The 19793-nt window shown below is 27.9% G+C and carries 15 protein-coding genes; 14 read left to right on the top strand and 1 reads right to left on the bottom strand.

The features are described 5' to 3' along the window. Window positions 1-161 precede the first annotated feature (161 nt). The 7 genes from Q0Y03_RS12695 to Q0Y03_RS12665 all read left to right on the top strand — a co-directional run bounded on the left by Q0Y03_RS12695 (window position 162) and on the right by Q0Y03_RS12665 (window position 8783). Complete coding sequence (locus Q0Y03_RS12695) at window positions 162-1661, top strand: sugar ABC transporter ATP-binding protein (protein WP_297714178.1); 1500 nt, start codon at window positions 162-164, stop codon at window positions 1659-1661. Window positions 1662-1678: 17 nt separating this feature from the next. After that, window positions 1679-2905: a galactose/methyl galactoside ABC transporter permease MglC gene (gene mglC, locus Q0Y03_RS12690; protein ID WP_297714177.1), complete on the top strand. Its 1227-nt coding sequence runs from the start codon at window positions 1679-1681 to the stop codon at window positions 2903-2905. 165 nt (window positions 2906-3070) lie between these two features. Further along, window positions 3071-4672, top strand: coding sequence for a response regulator (locus Q0Y03_RS12685; protein ID WP_297714176.1), 1602 nt, complete (start codon window positions 3071-3073; stop codon window positions 4670-4672). A gap of 5 nt (window positions 4673-4677) precedes the next feature. Further along, complete coding sequence (locus tag Q0Y03_RS12680) at window positions 4678-6498, top strand: sensor histidine kinase (RefSeq protein WP_297714175.1); 1821 nt, start codon at window positions 4678-4680, stop codon at window positions 6496-6498. Further along, window positions 6485-7453: a substrate-binding domain-containing protein gene (locus Q0Y03_RS12675; protein WP_297714174.1), complete on the top strand. Its 969-nt coding sequence runs from the start codon at window positions 6485-6487 to the stop codon at window positions 7451-7453. Before Q0Y03_RS12680 ends, Q0Y03_RS12675 begins: the two co-directional genes overlap by 14 nt. A gap of 20 nt (window positions 7454-7473) precedes the next feature. Then, a complete protein-coding gene (locus tag Q0Y03_RS12670) occupies window positions 7474-8538 on the top strand; it encodes a galactose ABC transporter substrate-binding protein (RefSeq protein ID WP_297714173.1) in 1065 nt (354 codons plus the stop codon). Window positions 8539-8612: 74 nt separating this feature from the next. After that, window positions 8613-8783 carry a YvrJ family protein gene (locus tag Q0Y03_RS12665; RefSeq protein ID WP_294130515.1) on the top strand — a complete coding sequence of 57 codons (171 nt, stop codon included), beginning with the start codon at window positions 8613-8615 and terminating at the stop codon, window positions 8781-8783. Window positions 8784-8825: 42 nt separating this feature from the next. Here the strand turns inward: Q0Y03_RS12665 and Q0Y03_RS12660 are convergent, their stop codons facing one another. Continuing rightward, window positions 8826-10463, bottom strand: coding sequence for a putative manganese-dependent inorganic diphosphatase (locus Q0Y03_RS12660; protein WP_297714172.1), 1638 nt, complete (start codon window positions 10461-10463; stop codon window positions 8826-8828). 280 nt (window positions 10464-10743) lie between these two features. On the opposite strand from Q0Y03_RS12660, the gene Q0Y03_RS12655 reads away from it, so the two are divergent. The 7 genes from Q0Y03_RS12655 (at window position 10744) to Q0Y03_RS12625 (ending at window position 19627) form a co-directional block, all read left to right on the top strand. Next, on the top strand, window positions 10744-13293 hold the full coding sequence (locus tag Q0Y03_RS12655; RefSeq protein WP_297714171.1) for a calcium-translocating P-type ATPase, PMCA-type: 2550 nt from the start codon (window positions 10744-10746) through the stop codon (window positions 13291-13293). Window positions 13294-13526: 233 nt separating this feature from the next. Continuing rightward, a complete protein-coding gene (thrC, locus tag Q0Y03_RS12650; RefSeq protein ID WP_297714170.1) occupies window positions 13527-14996 on the top strand; it encodes a threonine synthase in 1470 nt (489 codons plus the stop codon). Then, on the top strand, window positions 14989-15885 hold the full coding sequence (gene thrB, locus Q0Y03_RS12645) for a homoserine kinase (protein ID WP_297714169.1): 897 nt from the start codon (window positions 14989-14991) through the stop codon (window positions 15883-15885). The genes thrC and thrB overlap by 8 nt, the downstream gene beginning before the upstream one ends. Before the next feature lies 1 nt (window position 15886). Beyond that, a complete protein-coding gene (locus tag Q0Y03_RS12640) occupies window positions 15887-16324 on the top strand; it encodes an ACT domain-containing protein (protein WP_291675132.1) in 438 nt (145 codons plus the stop codon). Window positions 16325-16574: 250 nt separating this feature from the next. Continuing rightward, the gene (locus tag Q0Y03_RS12635) at window positions 16575-17717 is read left to right on the top strand and encodes a cysteine desulfurase family protein (RefSeq protein ID WP_297714168.1); all 1143 of its coding nucleotides are present in this window, start codon (window positions 16575-16577) and stop codon (window positions 17715-17717) included. Then, complete coding sequence (gene thiI / locus Q0Y03_RS12630; protein ID WP_297714167.1) at window positions 17714-18871, top strand: tRNA uracil 4-sulfurtransferase ThiI; 1158 nt, start codon at window positions 17714-17716, stop codon at window positions 18869-18871. The genes Q0Y03_RS12635 and thiI overlap by 4 nt, the downstream gene beginning before the upstream one ends. A gap of 219 nt (window positions 18872-19090) precedes the next feature. Next, on the top strand, window positions 19091-19627 hold the full coding sequence (locus Q0Y03_RS12625) for a hypothetical protein (RefSeq protein ID WP_297714166.1): 537 nt from the start codon (window positions 19091-19093) through the stop codon (window positions 19625-19627). Window positions 19628-19793: the final 166 nt, after the last annotated feature.

Here is a 19793-nt window from a genome sequence, read left to right as displayed (position 1 = left end):
ATGGTTATTTTTGTTTTGTAAGAGATTCAATTTTAACATGAAATTAGGGGGTCGTTGTTTTTTTATACAAAAAAACTTTCGAAACCTTGATATATAAAGATTTAAAAAGAGAAGTAGTGTAGAAAACTTTACACTAACAAATATCTGAAAGGGGTGTTTAAATGGGAGAATATATATTAGAAATGAATAACATAACTAAAGTATTTCCAGGGGTAAAGGCTTTAGATAATGTAACATTAAAGGTAAGAAAAGGAACAGTTCATGCATTAATGGGAGAAAATGGTGCAGGAAAATCAACTTTGATGAAATGTCTTTTTGGAGTTTATCAAGAAGATGGAGGAGAGATAATATTAGATGGAAAAAAAGAAGTAATAACTTCATCTAAGCAAGCTTTAGATTTAGGTATATCAATGATACATCAAGAATTACATCCTATTAGATTTAGACCTGTAATGGAAAATATATGGCTTGGAAGATTTCCTATGAAGGGAATTGCTGTAGATAAAAAAGAAATGATAAGAAAAACAGAAGAGCTATTCAAAGAAGTAGGATTAGATATTAATCCAGAAGTATTGGCAGGAAATTTATCAGCATCAACATTACAACTAGTTGAGATAGCTAAGGCTGTTAGTTATAATTCGAAAATAATAATTATGGATGAGCCTACCTCTTCATTAACAATAAATGAAACTGAGCATTTATTTAAGATAATAAATCAGTTAAGGGCTAAGGGATGTGCAATTATTTATATATCACATAAAATGGAAGAAATTTTAAGGATATCAGATGATGTCACTATTATGAGAGATGGTCAATATGTTGGAACTTGGAATTCTAGTGAGCTTACAACGGATCTTATTATAAATCGTATGGTTGGCCGAGATATGACTAATAGATTTCCTGATAAGAACTATGAGGTACAAGAAGAAGTAATACTTAAGGTTGATAATTTATCTTCAAGCGATCATAGATCATTTAAAAACGTTAGTTTTGAGCTACATAAGGGTGAAATATTAGGAATTGGTGGTCTTGTAGGAGCGCAAAGGACAGAACTTGTAGAAGCTATATTTGGATTGAGAAAAATAGAATCTGGAACCATTTATAAAGAAGGTAAGGAGATTATTATAAATAATGTTAAAGATGCAAAAAAACAAGGATTTGCATTATTAACGGAAGAAAGAAGAGCAACCGGTATATTTGGAATACTTTCAGTTTTGGATAATACTGTTATTGCAAATCAAAAGCAATATTCTAGTTTTGGAGTATTAAAAGATGGAGCAAGATATAAAGCTGCAAAACAATCAAATGAAAATTTAAAGACAAAAACACCGACATTAAATCAAGAAATACAAAATCTTTCTGGTGGAAATCAACAAAAGGTTTTAATTGCAAGATGGCTTTTGACAAATCCAGATATATTAATATTAGATGAGCCTACTAGAGGAATAGATGTAGGAGCAAAGTATGAAATTTATTCTATTATGATTGAACTTGCTAAAAGGGGTAAATCAATAATTATGATTTCATCTGAAATGCCAGAGCTTTTAGGAATATCAGATAGAATAATGGTAATGTGCGAAGGTAGGGTTACAGGTGTTTTAAATAAAGATGAAGCAGATGAAGTAAAAATTATGAATTATTCAACTAAATTTATTAAGTAAGGAAAGTGGAGGTATATATGGGAAGCGCAAAGGTTATTTCTAACAAGAAATATTCAGAGATATTTTTAATAATGGGTGCTATAGTATTGGTATTAGGAGTAATACTTAAATTTGTTTTAGATAGAGCTGTATTTTATGATTTACCAATTTACGTAATATGCATAGGGATTGCGTTATTAATATATGGTGCAAGAAAATTCTTTGATAAAAAGAATCATAATTTGGAAGTGGAGATATCTGCTAAAACAGCAAAGAACTTTTTAACTAATAATGCTATTATAATAGCACTTTTAGCATTAGTAGTAGTTATTATGATAATACAACCAAGATTTATGCAATATCAAGTGGCATTAGATATATTAACACAATCATCAACTAAGATGATAATTGCTCTTGGAATATGTTTTACATTATTAATTGCAGGTACTGACCTTTCTGCTGGGCGTATGGTAGGTTTAGCGGCTGTTATATCAACTTCAATGTTACAAACATCTGATTATGCAAATAAATTCTTTCCTGATTTACCACAATTAGCAGTAATTATTCCAATAATTGTAGCAATTCTTGCTTGTATGATATTTGGATGTATAAATGGATTTTTAGTTGCAAAGTATGATATGCATCCATTTATTGCAACATTAGCAGTTCAAGTAATAGTATATGGTATTTGTTCATTGTATTTTGATATGGAACCAAATAGATCACAACCAATTGGTGGAGTTAGACCGGATTTTATATTCTGGGGACAACATAAGTTATTTCAATTTGGTGATTTCCCAGGAATATCAATATTAGTACCAATTGCATTAGTCTTTGTTATATTAGTTTGGTTTATCTTAAATAAAACTGTATTTGGTAAAAATGTTTATGCAATTGGTGGAAATAGAGAAGCTGCTATAGTTTCAGGGGTTAATGTATTTGCTACAATAATGGGAATATTTATTTTTGCATCATTATTATATGGTGTTGGAGGAATATTAGAAGCTGCAAGAACTGCAGGAGCAACTAATAACTATGGTAATGGATATGAACTAGATGCCATTGCAGCCTGTGTTGTTGGAGGAGTTTCTCTTAATGGTGGTGTAGGTAAAGTTGGAGGAATTGTAAGTGGTGTTTTAATATTTACAGTTATTCAATATGGTTTACAATTTATAGCTGTAAGTCCTATGTGGCAACAAGTTATCAAAGGTGTAATCATTGCGGTAGCAGTTGCAATAGATTTATCTAAATATAGAAGAAAATAGTGTAAATAAGTAATATTATAAATTAATTTAAAACAACCATTTTAAAATGGTTGTTTTTTTTGTGAAGATTAGAATGAAATTGAGTTTGATTATTTTTACAAATAATAAATAAAATGATATAATAAGTAAATGATTACATTAAGCTGATAGAGGGTGATTTAATACATGGACTTATATAAAATCCTTATTGTTGATGATGAGGAAGAAATTAGGCTTGGAGTTATAAAAAAAATTAATTGGGAAAGTTATGGGTTTAAAGTTGTAGGAGATGCAGCTAATGGAGTTGAAGCATGGGAAAAAGCTAATAATTTGAGACCTGATATAGTAATGACTGATATTAGGATGCCTTTTATGGATGGATTAGAATTAGGAGAGAAAATACAAGAAATTATGCCATCTACTAAAATAATAATTTTTTCTGGATGTGATGATTTTGAATACGCACAAAAAGCTATAAGAATAAATGTATCTGAATATGTATTAAAGCCGATTAATTCAGAAAATTTAATAGAAATACTAAAAAGGTTAAAATGCAAACTTGATGAAGAGTATGATGAAAAAAGAAATATTCAGGTATTACAAAGATATTATCTTGAAAGTATGCCAATAATGAGACAAGAATTTTTAACTGCTGTGGTTGAGGGTAAAATAACAAATGAAGTTATAGCTGAAAAGTTAGATAAATTAAGAATAGAGTTTAAGTATAATTATTTTACAGTAGGTATTATTAGCTTAGATATATTAAATAAAGAGGAATCTATATTTAAGGAAGAAAATATGCTATTACCCATATCTGCAGAAAAAATATTAAAGGAAATAATGAAGAATATATGTGAATTTACAAGCTTTTTATATTTAGATAATGTTATAGTTATTGGAAATCTAAAAGATAAGCTGGAAATAAAGTATTTTATAAATGCACTCAATGAAGTTTGTAGAAATTTTAAAAAAATTATTAATGGAAGTATGGTAATTGGATTAGGAAGGATATGTGATTGCTTTAGTAATATAAATTTATCATACAAGGATGCAAAAAGTGCATTAGAATATAAGGCCATTTTAGGAGATGAAAAAGTAATTTATATAGAGGATGTTGAACCAGATACATCTATAAGTTTAAACTTTGATGAAAGTTTAGAGAGAAAATTTGTTGAGGCAATAAAAGTGGGAAATGATGATGATATAAATAATATTTTAGATGAAATATTTAATATAAATTATAAAGGGGTATTGCCTATAAACCAATATAGAATATATGGAATAGAAGTTTTAACTGCACTAATTAAAATTATGAAATCATATAAATTAAATATATCAGATATAATTGGTGAAAATTTTAATGAATACTTATATTTAAATAATTTAAACTCAATTACTGAAATAAAAGAGTGGTTTAGAGAGAAGACAACTAAAGCTAATAAAGCGATAAAAAATGAAAGAATAAATTCTGCAAAGATATTGGTTGATAAAGCAAAACAATATATAGTTGAAAATTATAGTGATTATGAACTTTCTGTAGATAAAATGTGCTTAGTTTTACACTTAAGTCCAGCTTATTTTTCGACTATATTTAAAAAAGAAACAGGTGTAAGTTTTGTTAATTATTTAACTGATATTAGGATGGAGGAATCAATAAGATTATTAAATACAACAGATTATAAGACAAGTATAATAGGACAAAAGGTAGGATATATGGAACCTAATTATTTTAGTTATGTGTTTAAAAAACATTTTGGCATGTCTCCTACAAGATATAGAAAGAGATAGCTATTATGTTTAAGAAGTTTAATTTTAAATTAAATCAATTTAAAAATTGGTACAAACTAAACAGTATAAAAAAAGTTATATCAACATCATTTACAGCTATAGCAGCTATAGGAATAATTACTTTAGGAGGAATATTATATTTAAGGTATATTGAATCTACAGAAAAAATAATTTCAAAAAATAATATTCTATTTATGGATCAGGTAAATCAAAACTTAGATAATTATTTACGTAATATGATGAAAATATCAAATGCTGTATATTACCAAGTAATAAAAAAGACTAACTTTTCTACTGATGATATAAGTGAAGAACTAAACTTATTGTATGAAGCAAATAAAGATTCATTAGTTAGTATAGGTGTATTTTCAGAATATGGACAAGTTATAGCAGCACAACCTTTAACACAAGTAAAAAACTATGTTGATCCTAGACAAAGCGATTGGTTTATAAAAGCAAAAAGTAAAAGTGAGAATTTACATTTTTCCACACCACATGTTCAAAATTTATTTATAGATCCGGATTATAAATATAGGTGGGTTGTATCATTAAGTAGAGCTGTTGATATAACTAATAATGGAAAAATAAGCTCTGGAGTATTATTAGTTGATATGAATTTTACAGGAATAGAACAGCTTTTTAAAAATGTTTCTATGGATAATTCTTCTTATATTTATCTTATAGATGGGGAAGGAGAGATAATATATCATCCAAGACAGCAATTAATTTATGCAAATTTAATTGACGAAAATAATATTGTAGCATCTGATTATGAAGATGGTAATCATAAAGAAAAATTTCAGGGTAGCAATAGATTGGTTACTGTTAAGACAGTTGGATATACTGGTTGGAAAATAGTATGTGTTACACCTATGAATGATATTATGTATAGTTATAGTGATATGGGGATATTTTCTATATTTATTATGTTATTATTTATAACAATAATTGCATTTTCAAATATTTTTGTATCTACCAGAATAACTAGTCCAATAACTGAACTTGAAGAAAGTGTTAAGAAACTTGAAAATGGTGAAAATGATATAGAGATATTAGTAGATGGCTCTTATGAAGTTAGGCATTTGGCAAAAGCAATAAAATCAATGGTAAACCAAATGCATTTACTTATGGATAACATTGTTAAAGAGCAAGAGGCAAAGAGGAAAAGCGAATTAAATGCACTTCAAGCTCAAATAAATCCTCATTTTTTATATAATACTTTAGATTCTATAATATGGATGATAGAAAATGAAAATTATGATGGGGCAATAAAAATGGTAACAGCTTTAGCGAAATTGTTTAGAATAAGTTTAAGCAAGGGAAAGAATATAATTTCATTAAAAGATGAAATTGAACATGTGAGAAACTATTTAACAATTCAAAGTATACGCTATAAAAATAAATTTGAATATTTTATAGAATGTGATGATAACACATTAAATCTTTGTAGTTTGAAATTAATTATACAACCATTAGTTGAAAATGCAATAAAGCATGCTATGGAGTTTATGGATGGAGAAGGAGAAATTACAGTTAAAACATATATAAAGGATAATGATTTGTTTATAGATGTAATTGATAATGGACTTGGAATGACACAAGAAATTGCAGAAGGAATGTTAAAGGGAACTCTAAAAATAAATGGTAAGGGATCTGGAATAGGATTAAAAAACGTTAATGAAAGAATAAAAATTTGCTTTGGAAATAATTACGGGTTAAGCATATTTAGTGAGCTTGATGAAGGAACAACAGTTAGAATTCATATGCCATGTATATTAATAGAAGAGTATTTGGATAATGGAGATAATAAATATGAAAAAAAGTAAGAAAATAAATTTAATAGTTTTACTTATATTACTTTTTATATCTTTTATATTACTTTTTTGTGATTTGTTATTTAGGGATAAAAATAATACTTATCAAATTTCGGTTATATTATCTGGCAAGAGTGATGAAAGTTTTATGATATTAAAAGAAGGAGCTGAACAAGCTGCATTAGAAATGAATGCAAATATAAGGTTTTTATTTTTATCAAAAGATAATAATGAAGAAGAGCAGATAGAGCTTATTAAGAGAGAAAGCCAAAATGAAGTGGATGCATTATTAATAAATCCAATAGAGTCTAAAAATGTAATTGATGCAGTTAAATATGCAAGAAATAAAATACCTGTTATATTAATTCAATCTTTTATGGAGATAAAAGGTGGTATTAATAGGGTTATGTGTGATGAATATCAGTTAGGAAAAAGTCTTGCAGAAGAGGCTTTAAATAATATAAGTAAAAATCAGAATATAATGATTATTACTAGTGATAATAAAAGTACAAGCTATTCTGAAAGGTATAATGGAGTTTTAGATGTATTAAATGAGAGTAATCATAAGTATGTTATATCTAATATTGAAAATTATGTTGATTATACATTTTTTAATAGAGTATTAGACTCAAGGAATATAGGTGCAATAGTATGTATGGATAGAGATATTACTGAGGAGATAGCAGAGTTAAAGAAGAAAAGTATAAATGAAAATTATAATAAGGATGTATTAATTTTTGGAGTTGGAAATACAAATAAAATAATTTCATTATTAGAAGAAGAAGTAGTAAATGCAACAGCGGTTCAAAATGAATTTAATATTGGATATATAGCTGTAAAAAATGCAATTGAACTTAAAGATGGAAAAAAAGTTGAAGAATCAAAAGCAATAAAATCTACAGTAATATCAAGTGAGGATATGTACTCACCTAAAAATGAAAGAATTTTATTTCAATTTGTTAGATAAAAGGAGGAATAAAATTTATTGTGTTTAAGAGGGTTAATGAGATAACTTTAATTATCTTACTTATTGGATGTGTTTTTATAGGTTGTAGTAATAGTATTGGAGCTAAAGCTAAAAATAATAATGAACTAAAAATAGGAATAACTGTGTATAAACAAGAGGATAAGTTTATTTCTTGCATGACAAATACAATAGAGGAATATGTAATAAAAAAGGAAAATGAAACTAAATCTAAAATTACTATAAATATTGCTGATGCTAAGGGAAATTCAACATTGCAGAATAGCCAAGTAGATAAGTTTTTAAGTGAAAATTATGATATTATATGTGTTAATATAGTAGATAGAACTTCAGCTTCTGTAATAATTAATAAAGCCAAAAAATATGATATACCAGTTATATTTTTTAATAGAGAACCAGTAGAAGAGGATATTAATTTATGGGATAAGGTTTATTATGTAGGAGCGAAAGCTGAAAGGTCAGGTGCTATACAAGGTGATATAGTATTAGATGAATATAATAAAAATAATAGTAGTGTTGATAAAAATAATGACGGAAAGATACAGTATGTTATGCTTGAAGGGGAACCGGAGCATCAGGATTCACTTATTAGAACTGATTCTACAATAAAAAATATAACTAACTTTGGGATTGAAGTTGAGAAATTAGCCAGTGATAGTGCAAATTGGCAAAGTTCACAAGCTTATGAAAAAACAACTCAATGGATTAATGAGTTTGGTAATAAAATTGAAGTTGTTTTTAGCAATAATGATGATATGGCGTTAGGAGCAATATCAGCATTTGAAAATGCTAATGTAAGGTTAGAGGATAGACCAATTATAGTAGGAATTGATGGAATACCGGAAGCATTAAAATGTATAAAAGAGGGTACTTTAAAGGGAACTGTTTTTAATGATTATATAGCTCAAGTTGAAATGATTATAGATATTGCATATGATTTAAAGTATAATGAAGATTCTAAACTTTTAAAGGAACTTAGTAATATACGTCAGTTTAAAACAACTTATAAAAAGATAACAAGTGAAAATGTAGATAATTATATTAAGGATGAGGAATTAGAACAATAAGAATAATTTAAAATAAAAAAATGATAGTTACTGGATATATATTAAGTGTAATAATTATTTTGGGAGGTAATTTTATGGAGATAAGTGAACTTATTAATTTAATTGCCAATGTTGGTTTTCCGGTAGCTATTAGTGCATATTTACTAATACGATTAGAAAAGCAAATAATGACATTAACATTTTCAATAAATAAGCTAAATACCATAATTTCCACTAAACTAGGTATTGTAATTGATAATGAGTAGTAAGAAAAATGAGTGTATCACATGGATACACTCATTTTTATATTAAGATGTTATAGCATTAGTTATTGGAGGTACAACTTGTTTCTTTCTAGAAAGAACTCCAGGAAGGAATGCACCTTTATCTTTTAAAGTAACTTTAAATGCTTTTTCAACTATTTCAGGTTTAGCACCTGTAACTAATATTTCAGAACCTTCGTTTAATATATCAGTTAATAATAACATAACCATTTCTAATCCAGCTTCTTTAGCCTTTTGATCCATGTAATTTAACATTTCTTCTTTTAAAGGCATGAATCCTTCAATATCCATTGTATTAACTTGAGAGATACCTACTTTAGTACCTTCAATAGTAAATGGTTTGAAATCTGTGTTGAAAATTTGTTCAACAGTTTTACCTTTTAATGAAGTTCCAGCTTTAAACATTTCTTTTGCAAATTCTTCTATATTTATACCAGCAATTTCAGAAAGCTTTTTACAAATATATTTGTCTTGTGGAGTACAAGTTGGACTTCTGAATAATAATGTATCAGAGATTATTGCTCCACAAAGAAGTCCTGCAGCTTTTCTTGATGGTCTAATACCATTTTCAAAGAAGCATTTAGCAACTATTGTTGAAGTACTTCCAACTGGTTCATTTCTGAAGTAAATTGGATTATTAGTTTGAATATCAGCAACTCTGTGGTGGTCTATGATTTCTACTACTTCAGCATCTTCTAATCCGTCAACAGATTGACCTCTTTCATTATGGTCAACTTGGATAACTTTTTTCTTGTGATTAGAAATTAAGTGGTATCTAGAAACAGTACCAACAACTCTTCCGTTTTGATCTAAAACAGGATAGCTTCTGAATCTAGTTTCGCTCATAATTCCTTTTATGTCATCAACTAAATCATCAGTTGTGAAAGAAACTATATTTTCTTTAATCATTACATATCCAACAGGGATACTTTGAACAATAAGTCTTGAAGCTGTAAATGAATCATGTTGAGTAACTATTACAGTAACTCCATGTTCTTTAGCTAAGCTTAGTATTTTTTCAGATGGAGCATATCCACCAGTAACTATCATTAATGAAACATTAAGATTAATTAATTCAGCTTGAGCTTCCTCTCTATCACCAACAATAGCAATATCACCTTTTTCTATATGCTCAGACATAGTATCAGGTTGCATAGCTGTAACTGCTATTTTACCAGGGAATTGTTTTGTATCTTCATTTGTATAACAAACTTTAGCAGATAAAGTATCAAGTATGTTATCTAAAGTTGTATTACTTTTTGCTAATATTCTGTTATCCCAAATATCCATGTAGCAAGAAGTAAGATTAGCAACAGATAACACTCCTAATAAATGAGCATTTTCATCTGCAACAGGTAAAGTTTTTATATTGTTATCTCTCATGATTGTCCAAGCAGTTTTTAATGAGATATCAGGAGAAATTGGACTTATATTATCAAATTGTAAATCTTCTACTTTTAGTTTAACTGTGTTTAAGAATCTTGGTGCTTCTGCATCAAAATAATCTAGTATGAATTGAGTTTCTTGGTTTACATTACCAAGTCTACAAGCCACAGCTTCAGTTTCACCAATTTTATTTTTAAATTCAGAATATGCGTAAGCTGCACATATTGAATCTGAGTCTGGGTTTTTATGACCAGTTACATAAATTATATCTTTCATGTAATATGCCCTCCTTAGTATATTTAGATAAATAAAGCAATTAATTTTCAAAGCTGATAAAGTAAGCTTTAAAAATTTTAAAATTAGCAAAATGCTATTTTAAAAATTTATAGTATTAATAGCTTTATACATATTTTCGCATATTACTATTCTATATTTCTAAATGCAATTTGTAAATAAAAATGTAAAGTATATTAAATAGAAATTTAACTTAATTATTCATAGTATTACATAAACATTAATATATATATACAAGAGTTCTTAATGAGGAGGAGAAAGAGTGATACAGGAAAAGGAGTTTACTAGGGGGTTAAGTACTAGAGAAGCAGAAAAAAGAATTAAAACCTATGGTTTAAATGAACTTAAACATAAAAAGAAAAAATCACCGGTTTTGATTTTCTTATCTCAATTTAATGATTTTTTAGTATGGGTATTAATGGGTGCCACTATTATATCAGGATTTATTGGTGACAAGGCTGATGCAATAACGATACTTATTATAGTAATTGTAAATGCGATATTAGGTTTTGTACAAGAGTTTAGAACTGAAAAGTCATTAGAGGCATTACAGGAGATGGCAGCACCAACTTGTAAAGTTATAAGGGATGGAAATATTAAAGTTATAAATTCTAGAGAATTAACAATTGGAGATGTTGTAATATTAGAAGCTGGAGATAGAATTCCTGCTGATGGAACATTTATTGATGCTGCTAATATGGTAGTAGATGAGTCTTTATTAACTGGGGAATCAGTAGGTATATCTAAGGATACAAGCAAAGGAAAAAATCAAGGATATATGGGAACAATAGTTTTAAAGGGTAGGGGATTGCTATTAATTGATTCTATAGGCATGGAAACAGAAATGGGTAAAATAGCAAATCTTTTAGATAACATAGAAGAAGAAAAGTCACCTTTAAGAGAAAGATTAGATTCTTTAGGTAAAATATTAGTAGTAGTTTGTGTTATAGTATGCATAATTGTAACTGCCCTTGGTATATTAAGAGGAAATGATATTACGGAAATGTTCCTTTTAGGTGTATCATTAGCTGTTGCAGCAATACCAGAAGGATTAGCGGCTATAGTTACTGTTGCATTAGCATTAGGTGTAAGTAGGATGCTTAAAAGAAATGCATTAATTAGGAAGTTACCAGCAGTTGAAACTTTAGGGTGTACTTCAGTAATTTGTTCGGATAAAACTGGAACTTTAACTCAAAATAAAATGACTGTAAAAGAAATTTTGACAAATGGAAAAATTTATGAGCTAGATAAAGAAAAGTTAAATGATTGCGGAAAACTAAAGGAAGCTTTCGTATATTGTAATGATACAAATTATAACTATGATATTAAGAATATTGATAAAGCTGTTATGGGAGATCCTACAGAAACAGCTTTAGTTAAAGTGTTTTTTAAAGATACAAGTGAAGCAGAGAGTTTTATTGCAAGGGCTAATAGAATATTTGAAATACCATTTGATTCTACTAGAAAAATGATGACTGTAATAATGAATGCAAATGGTAAAGAAACTTGTTATATGAAGGGGGCGCCTGAGAGAGTATTAGAAAGATGTAATGCTGTATTAGAAAATGGTAAAATAAAGCCTCTTACAGCTCAGAAGAAAAAACAAATTTATAGTTATATTGAATCTATGTCTAATAGAGCTTTAAGGTGTATAGCGGCAGCTTATAAAGAAGAACATGTAGTTAAAAATAACTCTGTTGAAGAAGATTTAATATTCTTAGGAGTTGCAGGAAGTATGGATCCTCCTAGAATTGAAGTTAAAGATGCTGTATTAAAGTGTAAAATGGCAGGAATTAAACCTGTAATGATAACTGGAGACCATAAAAATACTGCATTAGCAATTGCAAAGAGCATTAATATTTGTACTACAGATGATCAAGCTATCACTGGTGATGAACTGGAAAAAATGTCTGATGAAGAATTAATAAAGAGAGTGGAGAAGTTAAGAGTATTTGCAAGAGTATCTCCAAATCATAAGTTAAGAATAGTAAAAGCATTCAAAAAGAATAATAATATAGTGGCAATGACAGGTGATGGTGTTAATGATGCTCCTGCCATAAAAGAAGCTGATATTGGAGTTGCTATGGGAATATCAGGAACTGATGTTACTAAAGAGGCGGCATCAATGGTTTTAATGGATGATAATTTTGCAACAATAGTATCTGCTGTTGAGGAAGGAAGAATTATATATGATAATATAAGAAAATTTATTAGATATTTATTATCTTGTAATTTAGGTGAAGTTTTAACAATGTTCTTAGCATCATTATTTTATTTACCAAATCCACTTACACCAATACAAATTTTATTTGTAAATTTAGCTACAGATGGACTACCAGCTATTGCATTAGGAATTGATCCTGCAGATAAAGATATAATGAGACAGTCACCAAGAGAAAAGAATGAAGGTATATTTGCAAGAGGCCTTTGGGAAAAAATTATTGTTAGAGGATGTTTAATTGGAATTTGTACTTTATTATCATTTATGGTTGGTAGATATTATGGAATGGATTTAGCAACTTGTAGAACAATTGCATTATGTACATTAGTTATGTCTCAACTTTTACATGTTTTTGAGTGTAGATCAGAAAGACATTCTATATTTGAAATAAATGTATTATCAAATATATATTTATTAGGGGCAGCAATAATTTCAATTACAATGATATGTGGTATATTATATATTCCATTTTTAAGAGGAATATTTAATACAGTTGCTTTAAATTTAGGACAATGGTTATTAGTAATATTCTTCTCAGGAATAATATTCTTAATAAACAGTGTATATCTTCTTATAAAATCTAAAAAGTAATTTTAAATAGATTATCTCTAGAATAAATAGCTCTATTTCTATATTGATGAGGAATAGTTTAGAGGGAGATAGTCTATTTTTATTGGAAAAAATATAAAGCTGAAATGTTTACAATAAAAAAACACTTGTATTTTATAGAAACACATGGTAAAATTTTCATATAGTAATTCTTGCTTTAAAATACAAATATAATACAGAAGGATGAAAAATAAGTAAAGTTATGGAGGTGTAAAATGAAGTTTATAAGCACTAGAGGAAAAGGGGAATTTATTTCATCTTCTGAAGCAATTATAAAGGGGATTGCTGATGATGGAGGATTATATGTACCAGTAGAATTTCCAAGATTATATGATAATTTAAAAAAGAAAATGGGGCTTTCTTATGAAGAATTAGCATATGAGATAATTAGGAAGTTTTTTGATGATATAGGTGATGAAAATTTAAAAGTAGCAATAAGAAAAGCTTATATTGGTAAATTCTTTGTAAGAGAAGAAAAAGGTTTTTTAGAATTATATCATGGACCTACATCAGCTTTTAAGGATGCAGCACTTTTATTCTTACCACAAATAATGAAAGCTGCAAAGAAAAAAGAAAATATCAATGAAGAGATAGTAATATTAACTGCAACATCTGGGGATACAGGCAAGGCTGCATTGCAGGGGTTTAGCAATGTAGATGAATTTAGGGTTGTAGTTTACTATCCAGAAAAAGGGGTAAGTGTAATTCAGCAAAAGCAAATGGTAACACAAGAAGGTAAGAATGTAAAAGTAATCGGAATTAGGGGCAATTTCGATAACGCACAAAGTGGAGTAAAGTCAATATTTGGGGACAATAAATTGAAGAAAAAATTAAAAGAAGATGGTTTTTTATTATCTTCTGCAAATTCAATTAATATTGGAAGGCTAATACCACAAATTGTTTACTATTTTTATGGATACTTTGATTTAGTTAATAAGCAAAAAATAAAAGAGGGCGATAAAATAAATATAGTGGTTCCAACAGGAAACTTTGGAAATATATTAGCAGCTTACTATGGGAAAAAAATGGGGCTACCTATAGGGAAGTTAATATGTTCATCAAATGAAAATAATGTATTAACAGATTTCTTAAAGAATGGAGTATATGATAAGAGAAGAGAGCTAATACTAACAGAATCACCATCTATGGATATCTTAATTTCATCAAATTTAGAAAGGTTATTATTTGAGGCTAATAACAGGGATTCAGTAGAGACTAAGAAGCTTATGGAGGAATTGAATTCAAAAGGGGTGTATTCAATTTCATCAAATGCTAAAGAATTTTTAAAGGATTTTTATGGGGATTATGCAAATATTGATGAAGTTTATAATGCTATTAAATATGCATATGATAATGAAGGATATTTAATGGATACACATACTGCAGTGGGCTATGTAGTATTAGATAAGTATAGAAAGGAAACTTCAGATTATAGACAGGCATTAATTGCATCAACGGCTAGTCCGTATAAATTTCCAAGAAGTATTTGCAATGCTTTAGGACTAGATATTAGTGGGAAAAATGATTTTGAAATACTAAATATATTAAGCTATAATACCAACACTAATATACCTAATAATCTAAAGTATTTAGATAAAAAAGAAGTACTTCATAAGGATATATGTGATAAGGATAAAATGACAGATAGTTTGCTTAATTTTTTAAGGGGAGCTAAAAATGATTAAGGTAAGGGTGCCAGCGACATCAGCCAATTTGGGGCCTGGATTTGATTCGTTGGGAATTGCCTTAAATATATATAATGAATATGAGTTTGAACTTAAAGAGAATAAGGGGTTATTCTTTGAAGGGTTTGAAGAAGAATTTCAAAATGAAGATAATATTATTTTTATGGCAATAAGGAAAGTTTTTGATAAATATGACTTTAAATTTAATGGTATAAGGATTAAAATAATAAAGCAAGATATCCCAATATCAAGGGGCTTAGGTTCAAGTTCAAGTTGCATAGTAGCAGGGCTTATAGGAGCTTTTGCATTAATGGGCAGAGAAATAAACAGAGATGAGATATTAAGATTAGCTGTTGATATTGAAGGACATCCTGATAATGTATGTCCAGCTATTTTTGGAGGATTAGTTTCTACCATAATGGTAGATAATAATACATTATATAATTGTGTAGAAGTTAAAGATGGAATTAAGTTTATTGCATTAATTCCAAGATTTAAACTTTCAACTGAAAAGGCTAGAGCTATATTGCCTAAAGAGGTTCTATTTAGAGATTGTATTTATAATATAGGGAGGGCTGCCCTTTTAATATCATGCTTCTCAAATGGAAATTACGCTCTGTTAAAAGAAGCCACTAAAGATAGAATACATGAAAGGTTTAGAAGTAAACTTATCGATAATTTTGATGAAGTTTATAGTAAATCATTAGAATTTGGAGCATTTAGTTGCTTTTTAAGTGGAGCAGGACCAACATTAATGGCAATAGTAGATAATGAAGAAATAAATTTTGTAAGTAGTTTTACAAATTTTATGAAAGAACAAAATATTAATTGGGATATTAAAGAGTTAAAAATAGATAAACATGGGGCAAAAATTTTGAAAGGTGAATAATATGAACGGTGATTATTTAGTTATTGATAAAAAGGTTTTGCCAGAGGTATTTGAAAAGGTAATTAATACAAAAAAAATCTTACAAGAAGGTAAGGTAAAAGAGATTACTGAAGCTACTAAGTTAGCAGGAATAAGTAGAAGTGTTTATTATAAGTACAAAGATTATGTTTTTGAGTTTTCCCAAATGTCTAATGGAAGAAAAGCGACTTTTAATATGATAATTGGGCATGAAAAAGGTGTACTTTCTAATATACTAAACCTTATTTCTGAGCAAGGTGGAAATATTTTAACCATAGATCAAGGTATTCCAATTAATAACTTAGCAAACTTAAGCTTGACTATTGATATATCAACCATGAAAATTGAATTAAGCAAAATGCTAGAAGATTTAAAAAAATTAGATTTTGTTGATAAAGTTGAGTTTATTGCAATGGAATAAAAGTTAAAGAGCATAGTTGCTAGAATAGTAACAAGCTCTTTTTTTATGGGAATTTATATATTTCATAGAAAAATGATGGGAATACTAGATTTTATTCTATAAATTATTTACTTATTGCAAAGTAAATGATAGAATTTAAAATTAATATGAAAAATTTTTTTAAAGTGCTAAAATTGTAAGTTTAATTTGTAAAATAAAAATTTTAAATTTCACTTATTATGTAAATACTAAAAGAAAGGAGTGATTGTCATTGAATATTTATTTTGATAATAGTGCTACTACAATGCCTTATGATGAAGTAATAGAAGAAGTAAGCAAAGGTATGAAAGAGTATTTTGGCAATCCATCATCTTTACATAAGATAGGAATGAACTGTGAGAAAAGATTAAATGAGGCTAGAGAGTATTTTGCATCTACTATCAAATGTAATAAAGATGAGATTTATTTTACATCTGGCGGAAGTGAAGGAAATAATCTCGTTTTAAAGGGAGTGTTAAAGCCTGGACATCATCTTATAACAACTACTTTTGAGCATCATTCAATAATTAATACATGTAAAGAGTTAGAAGATAAAGGTGTTAAGGTTACATATTTAGATGTAGATAGTGAAGGAAGAATTTCATTAGAAGATTTAGAAGAAGCAATAAGTAAAGATACTGTTTTAGTATCAATAATGTATGTTAATAATGAAATGGGTGCTATACAAGACTTAGAGGCTATAGGAAAGCTGATAAAGGAAAGAAGTTCTAGAGCAAAATTTCATGTAGATGCTGTTCAAGGGTATGGAAAATTACCTATTGATGTTAATAAAGCTAAAATAGATTTATTAACAGCAGCAGGACATAAAATTCATGGACCTAAAGGGGCTGGATTAGTTTACATAAAAAAAGGAATAATATTAAATTCACTTATTTCAGGTGGAAGCCAAGAAAGAGGCTTTAGAGCAGGAACTGAAAATCTTCCTGGAATAATTGGCTTTGAAAAAGCTTCTAAAATTACCTTTGAAAATATGGATAAAAGATATAAAGAAGTTTCTGAGCTTAAAGCTTATTTTATAGAGAGATTAAAAGAAATAAAAGATATTAGAATAAATAGTGGAATAGAAGGATTTAGTCCTTATATTTTAAATGTGTCGTTCTTAGGAGTAAGAGCAGAAGTTTTATTACACTTGTTAGAGGAAGCTGGAATATACGTTGCTACTGGTTCTGCATGTACATCAAAAAGTAGTGCTGCTTATGGAAGTTATGTAATAAAGGCCTTAGGATTAAATAATAGAGAAGTTGAATCTGCTATAAGATTTTCATTTTCATACGAAAATACAAAGGAAGAAGTAGACTATACAATTGATGTATTGAAAAAGTCATTAACGTTTTTAAGGAGAGTAAAAAGATGAATAATAAATTAATATTAGTTAAATATGCTTCAGAAATATTCTTAAAGGGATTAAACAGGGGGAAGTTTGAAAGAAGATTAAAAGAAAATATAGAAAAGAAACTTTCTGGATTACAATTTGAGTTTGTTACAGATCAAGGAAGAGGATTTATTAAAGCAGAAGATATAGATGCAGCTGTAGAAAGAGTAAGAAAAGTTTTTGGAGTATCAGAAGTATGTATAGTTACTGAAGTAGAAAGAGACTTAACTGCAATAAAAGAAGAAGCTTTAAGAAAAGTAAAAGAAGCGAATCCAAAGACATTTAAAATAGAAACAAATAGAGCAAATAAAAAGTTCCAATTAAATTCCATTGAAACTTCTAGAAATGTAGGAGGATATGTACTTCATCATTTTGGAGATGGATTAGAGGTTGACGTTAAGAATCCAGAATGCTTAGTAAATATTGAGATTAGAGAAAAAGCATATGTATTTACAAGCAAGGATAAAATAAAAGGTGTTGGAGGATTACCATATGGAATGAATGGTAGCACAATGCTTATGTTATCAGGTGGAATAGACTCTCCAGTAGCTGGATATTTAATGGCTAGAAGAGGGGTAGAACTTAACTGTGTATATTACCATAGCCATCCATATACTTCAGAAAGAGCTAAGGATAAAGTTAAAGAATTAGCTAAAATACTTTCAAATTATACAGAAAGAGTTAATTTATATATAGTACCATTTACAGAAATTCAATTAGATATAATGGAAAAATGCAGACAAGATGAATTAACTATATTAATGAGAAGATTTATGATGAGATGTGCTTGTGTTTTAGCTGAAAAGTATGGAGTACAATCAATTTCAAGTGGAGAAAGTATAGGTCAAGTTGCTAGTCAAACTATGGAAGGTTTAATAGTAAGTACTGACTGTGCAGATAGACCGGTATTTAGACCACTAATTGCAATGGATAAAGGTGATATTATGGACATTGCAAAGGAAATAGGAACTTATGATACTTCAATTTTACCATATGAAGATTGTTGTACAATATTCGTGCCAAAGCATCCTAAGACTAAGCCACAATTAGAAGCAATGAGAAAAGCAGAATCTGTTTTAGATGTTGATGCAATGGTAGAAAAGGCTATTAATGAAACTGAATTAGTGGTATTTTAATAATTTAATAAAGGTATAAAGTATTTAACCACACTATATATTTATTTTATATATAGTGTGGTTTTATTAATTTCTTTAAAATAACAAAAATTTTTATCTAATAAGTAAATAATATTCATAATAGTACTTTATTTAATACTAGTGTTAATAGTATAATCAAAGGTGTTAAGTAATTTATAAGTATAATTAGAAATTAATATAGATAGGATGAAAATAAAAATGTTTGAGATAATAATAGCGATAATAGTTGTGATTTGTATTATATATATTTTTAAAGGAGATTTTTCAAGAAACAATGTTGGAGTAACAGTTATTGAAAGTTTACCTTTATCTATTTTTAAAAAATGGAGTAAAGAAAATAATAAGATAGAAACTAATAGTATAGAAGAAAAGAGAGTTAAACCAACTAATATAGAATCTATTAATGATAAAAATAATATTGATATATCTAATGAGTTATTAAGTGAAATGGCTATTACTGTAATAGATGAAGAAAGTAAAGATGTAGGAGATATAGATATAAAAGAGAATATAAATAAAATAAATAATGAGGAAAAAAATGAATTAATAGAAAATAAAGAAAATTTAGAAAACTTTAAGGAAGAAATAAAAGAAAAAGAGATAGTATATTGGACTCCAAGAGGAAAAACTTATCATGCAAAAAGTACTTGTAGAACATTAGCTAGAAGTAAGGTAATAAACAGTGGAACAGTATATGAAAGTAGAAAAGATTTCAAATGTGAACATTGTAAATAAAAGATAAAAAGAGATTTTGTAAAATGGAGACTGTAGATAATTTTGTGTAATATAGTTTCTTATAAATCAAATATTACTGGAAATTTTGATTTCCAGTAATATTTTTTTATTATCTAGAAATACTAATAATGTGTTTTTCTGTTCTTTTATATTATCTAACAAAAGT

The sequence above is a fragment of the Clostridium sp. genome (assembly GCF_026168755.1).
GTDB lineage: Bacteria > Bacillota > Clostridia > Clostridiales > Clostridiaceae > Clostridium.
This window is presented reverse-complemented; position numbering and strand designations above follow the sequence as displayed.

Bases quoted from the DNA above. Each gene is read 5' to 3' on its own strand.
- Q0Y03_RS12695 (WP_297714178.1), top strand. From the start codon at position 162: ATGGGAGAATATATATTAGAAATGAATAACATAACTAAAGTATTTCCA.
- Q0Y03_RS12660 (WP_297714172.1), bottom strand. From the start codon at position 10,463: ATGAAAGATATAATTTATGTAACTGGTCATAAAAACCCAGACTCAGAT.
- Q0Y03_RS12625 (WP_297714166.1), top strand. From the start codon at position 19,091: ATGTTTGAGATAATAATAGCGATAATAGTTGTGATTTGTATTATATAT.
- Q0Y03_RS12665 (WP_294130515.1), top strand. From the start codon at position 8,613: ATGGAGATAAGTGAACTTATTAATTTAATTGCCAATGTTGGTTTTCCG.
- Q0Y03_RS12685 (WP_297714176.1), top strand. From the start codon at position 3,071: ATGGACTTATATAAAATCCTTATTGTTGATGATGAGGAAGAAATTAGG.
- Q0Y03_RS12675 (WP_297714174.1), top strand. From the start codon at position 6,485: ATGAAAAAAAGTAAGAAAATAAATTTAATAGTTTTACTTATATTACTT.
- thrB (WP_297714169.1), top strand. From the start codon at position 14,989: ATGATTAAGGTAAGGGTGCCAGCGACATCAGCCAATTTGGGGCCTGGA.
- mglC (WP_297714177.1), top strand. From the start codon at position 1,679: ATGGGAAGCGCAAAGGTTATTTCTAACAAGAAATATTCAGAGATATTT.
- Q0Y03_RS12640 (WP_291675132.1), top strand. From the start codon at position 15,887: ATGAACGGTGATTATTTAGTTATTGATAAAAAGGTTTTGCCAGAGGTA.
- thiI (WP_297714167.1), top strand. From the start codon at position 17,714: ATGAATAATAAATTAATATTAGTTAAATATGCTTCAGAAATATTCTTA.
- Q0Y03_RS12680 (WP_297714175.1), top strand. From the start codon at position 4,678: ATGTTTAAGAAGTTTAATTTTAAATTAAATCAATTTAAAAATTGGTAC.
- thrC (WP_297714170.1), top strand. From the start codon at position 13,527: ATGAAGTTTATAAGCACTAGAGGAAAAGGGGAATTTATTTCATCTTCT.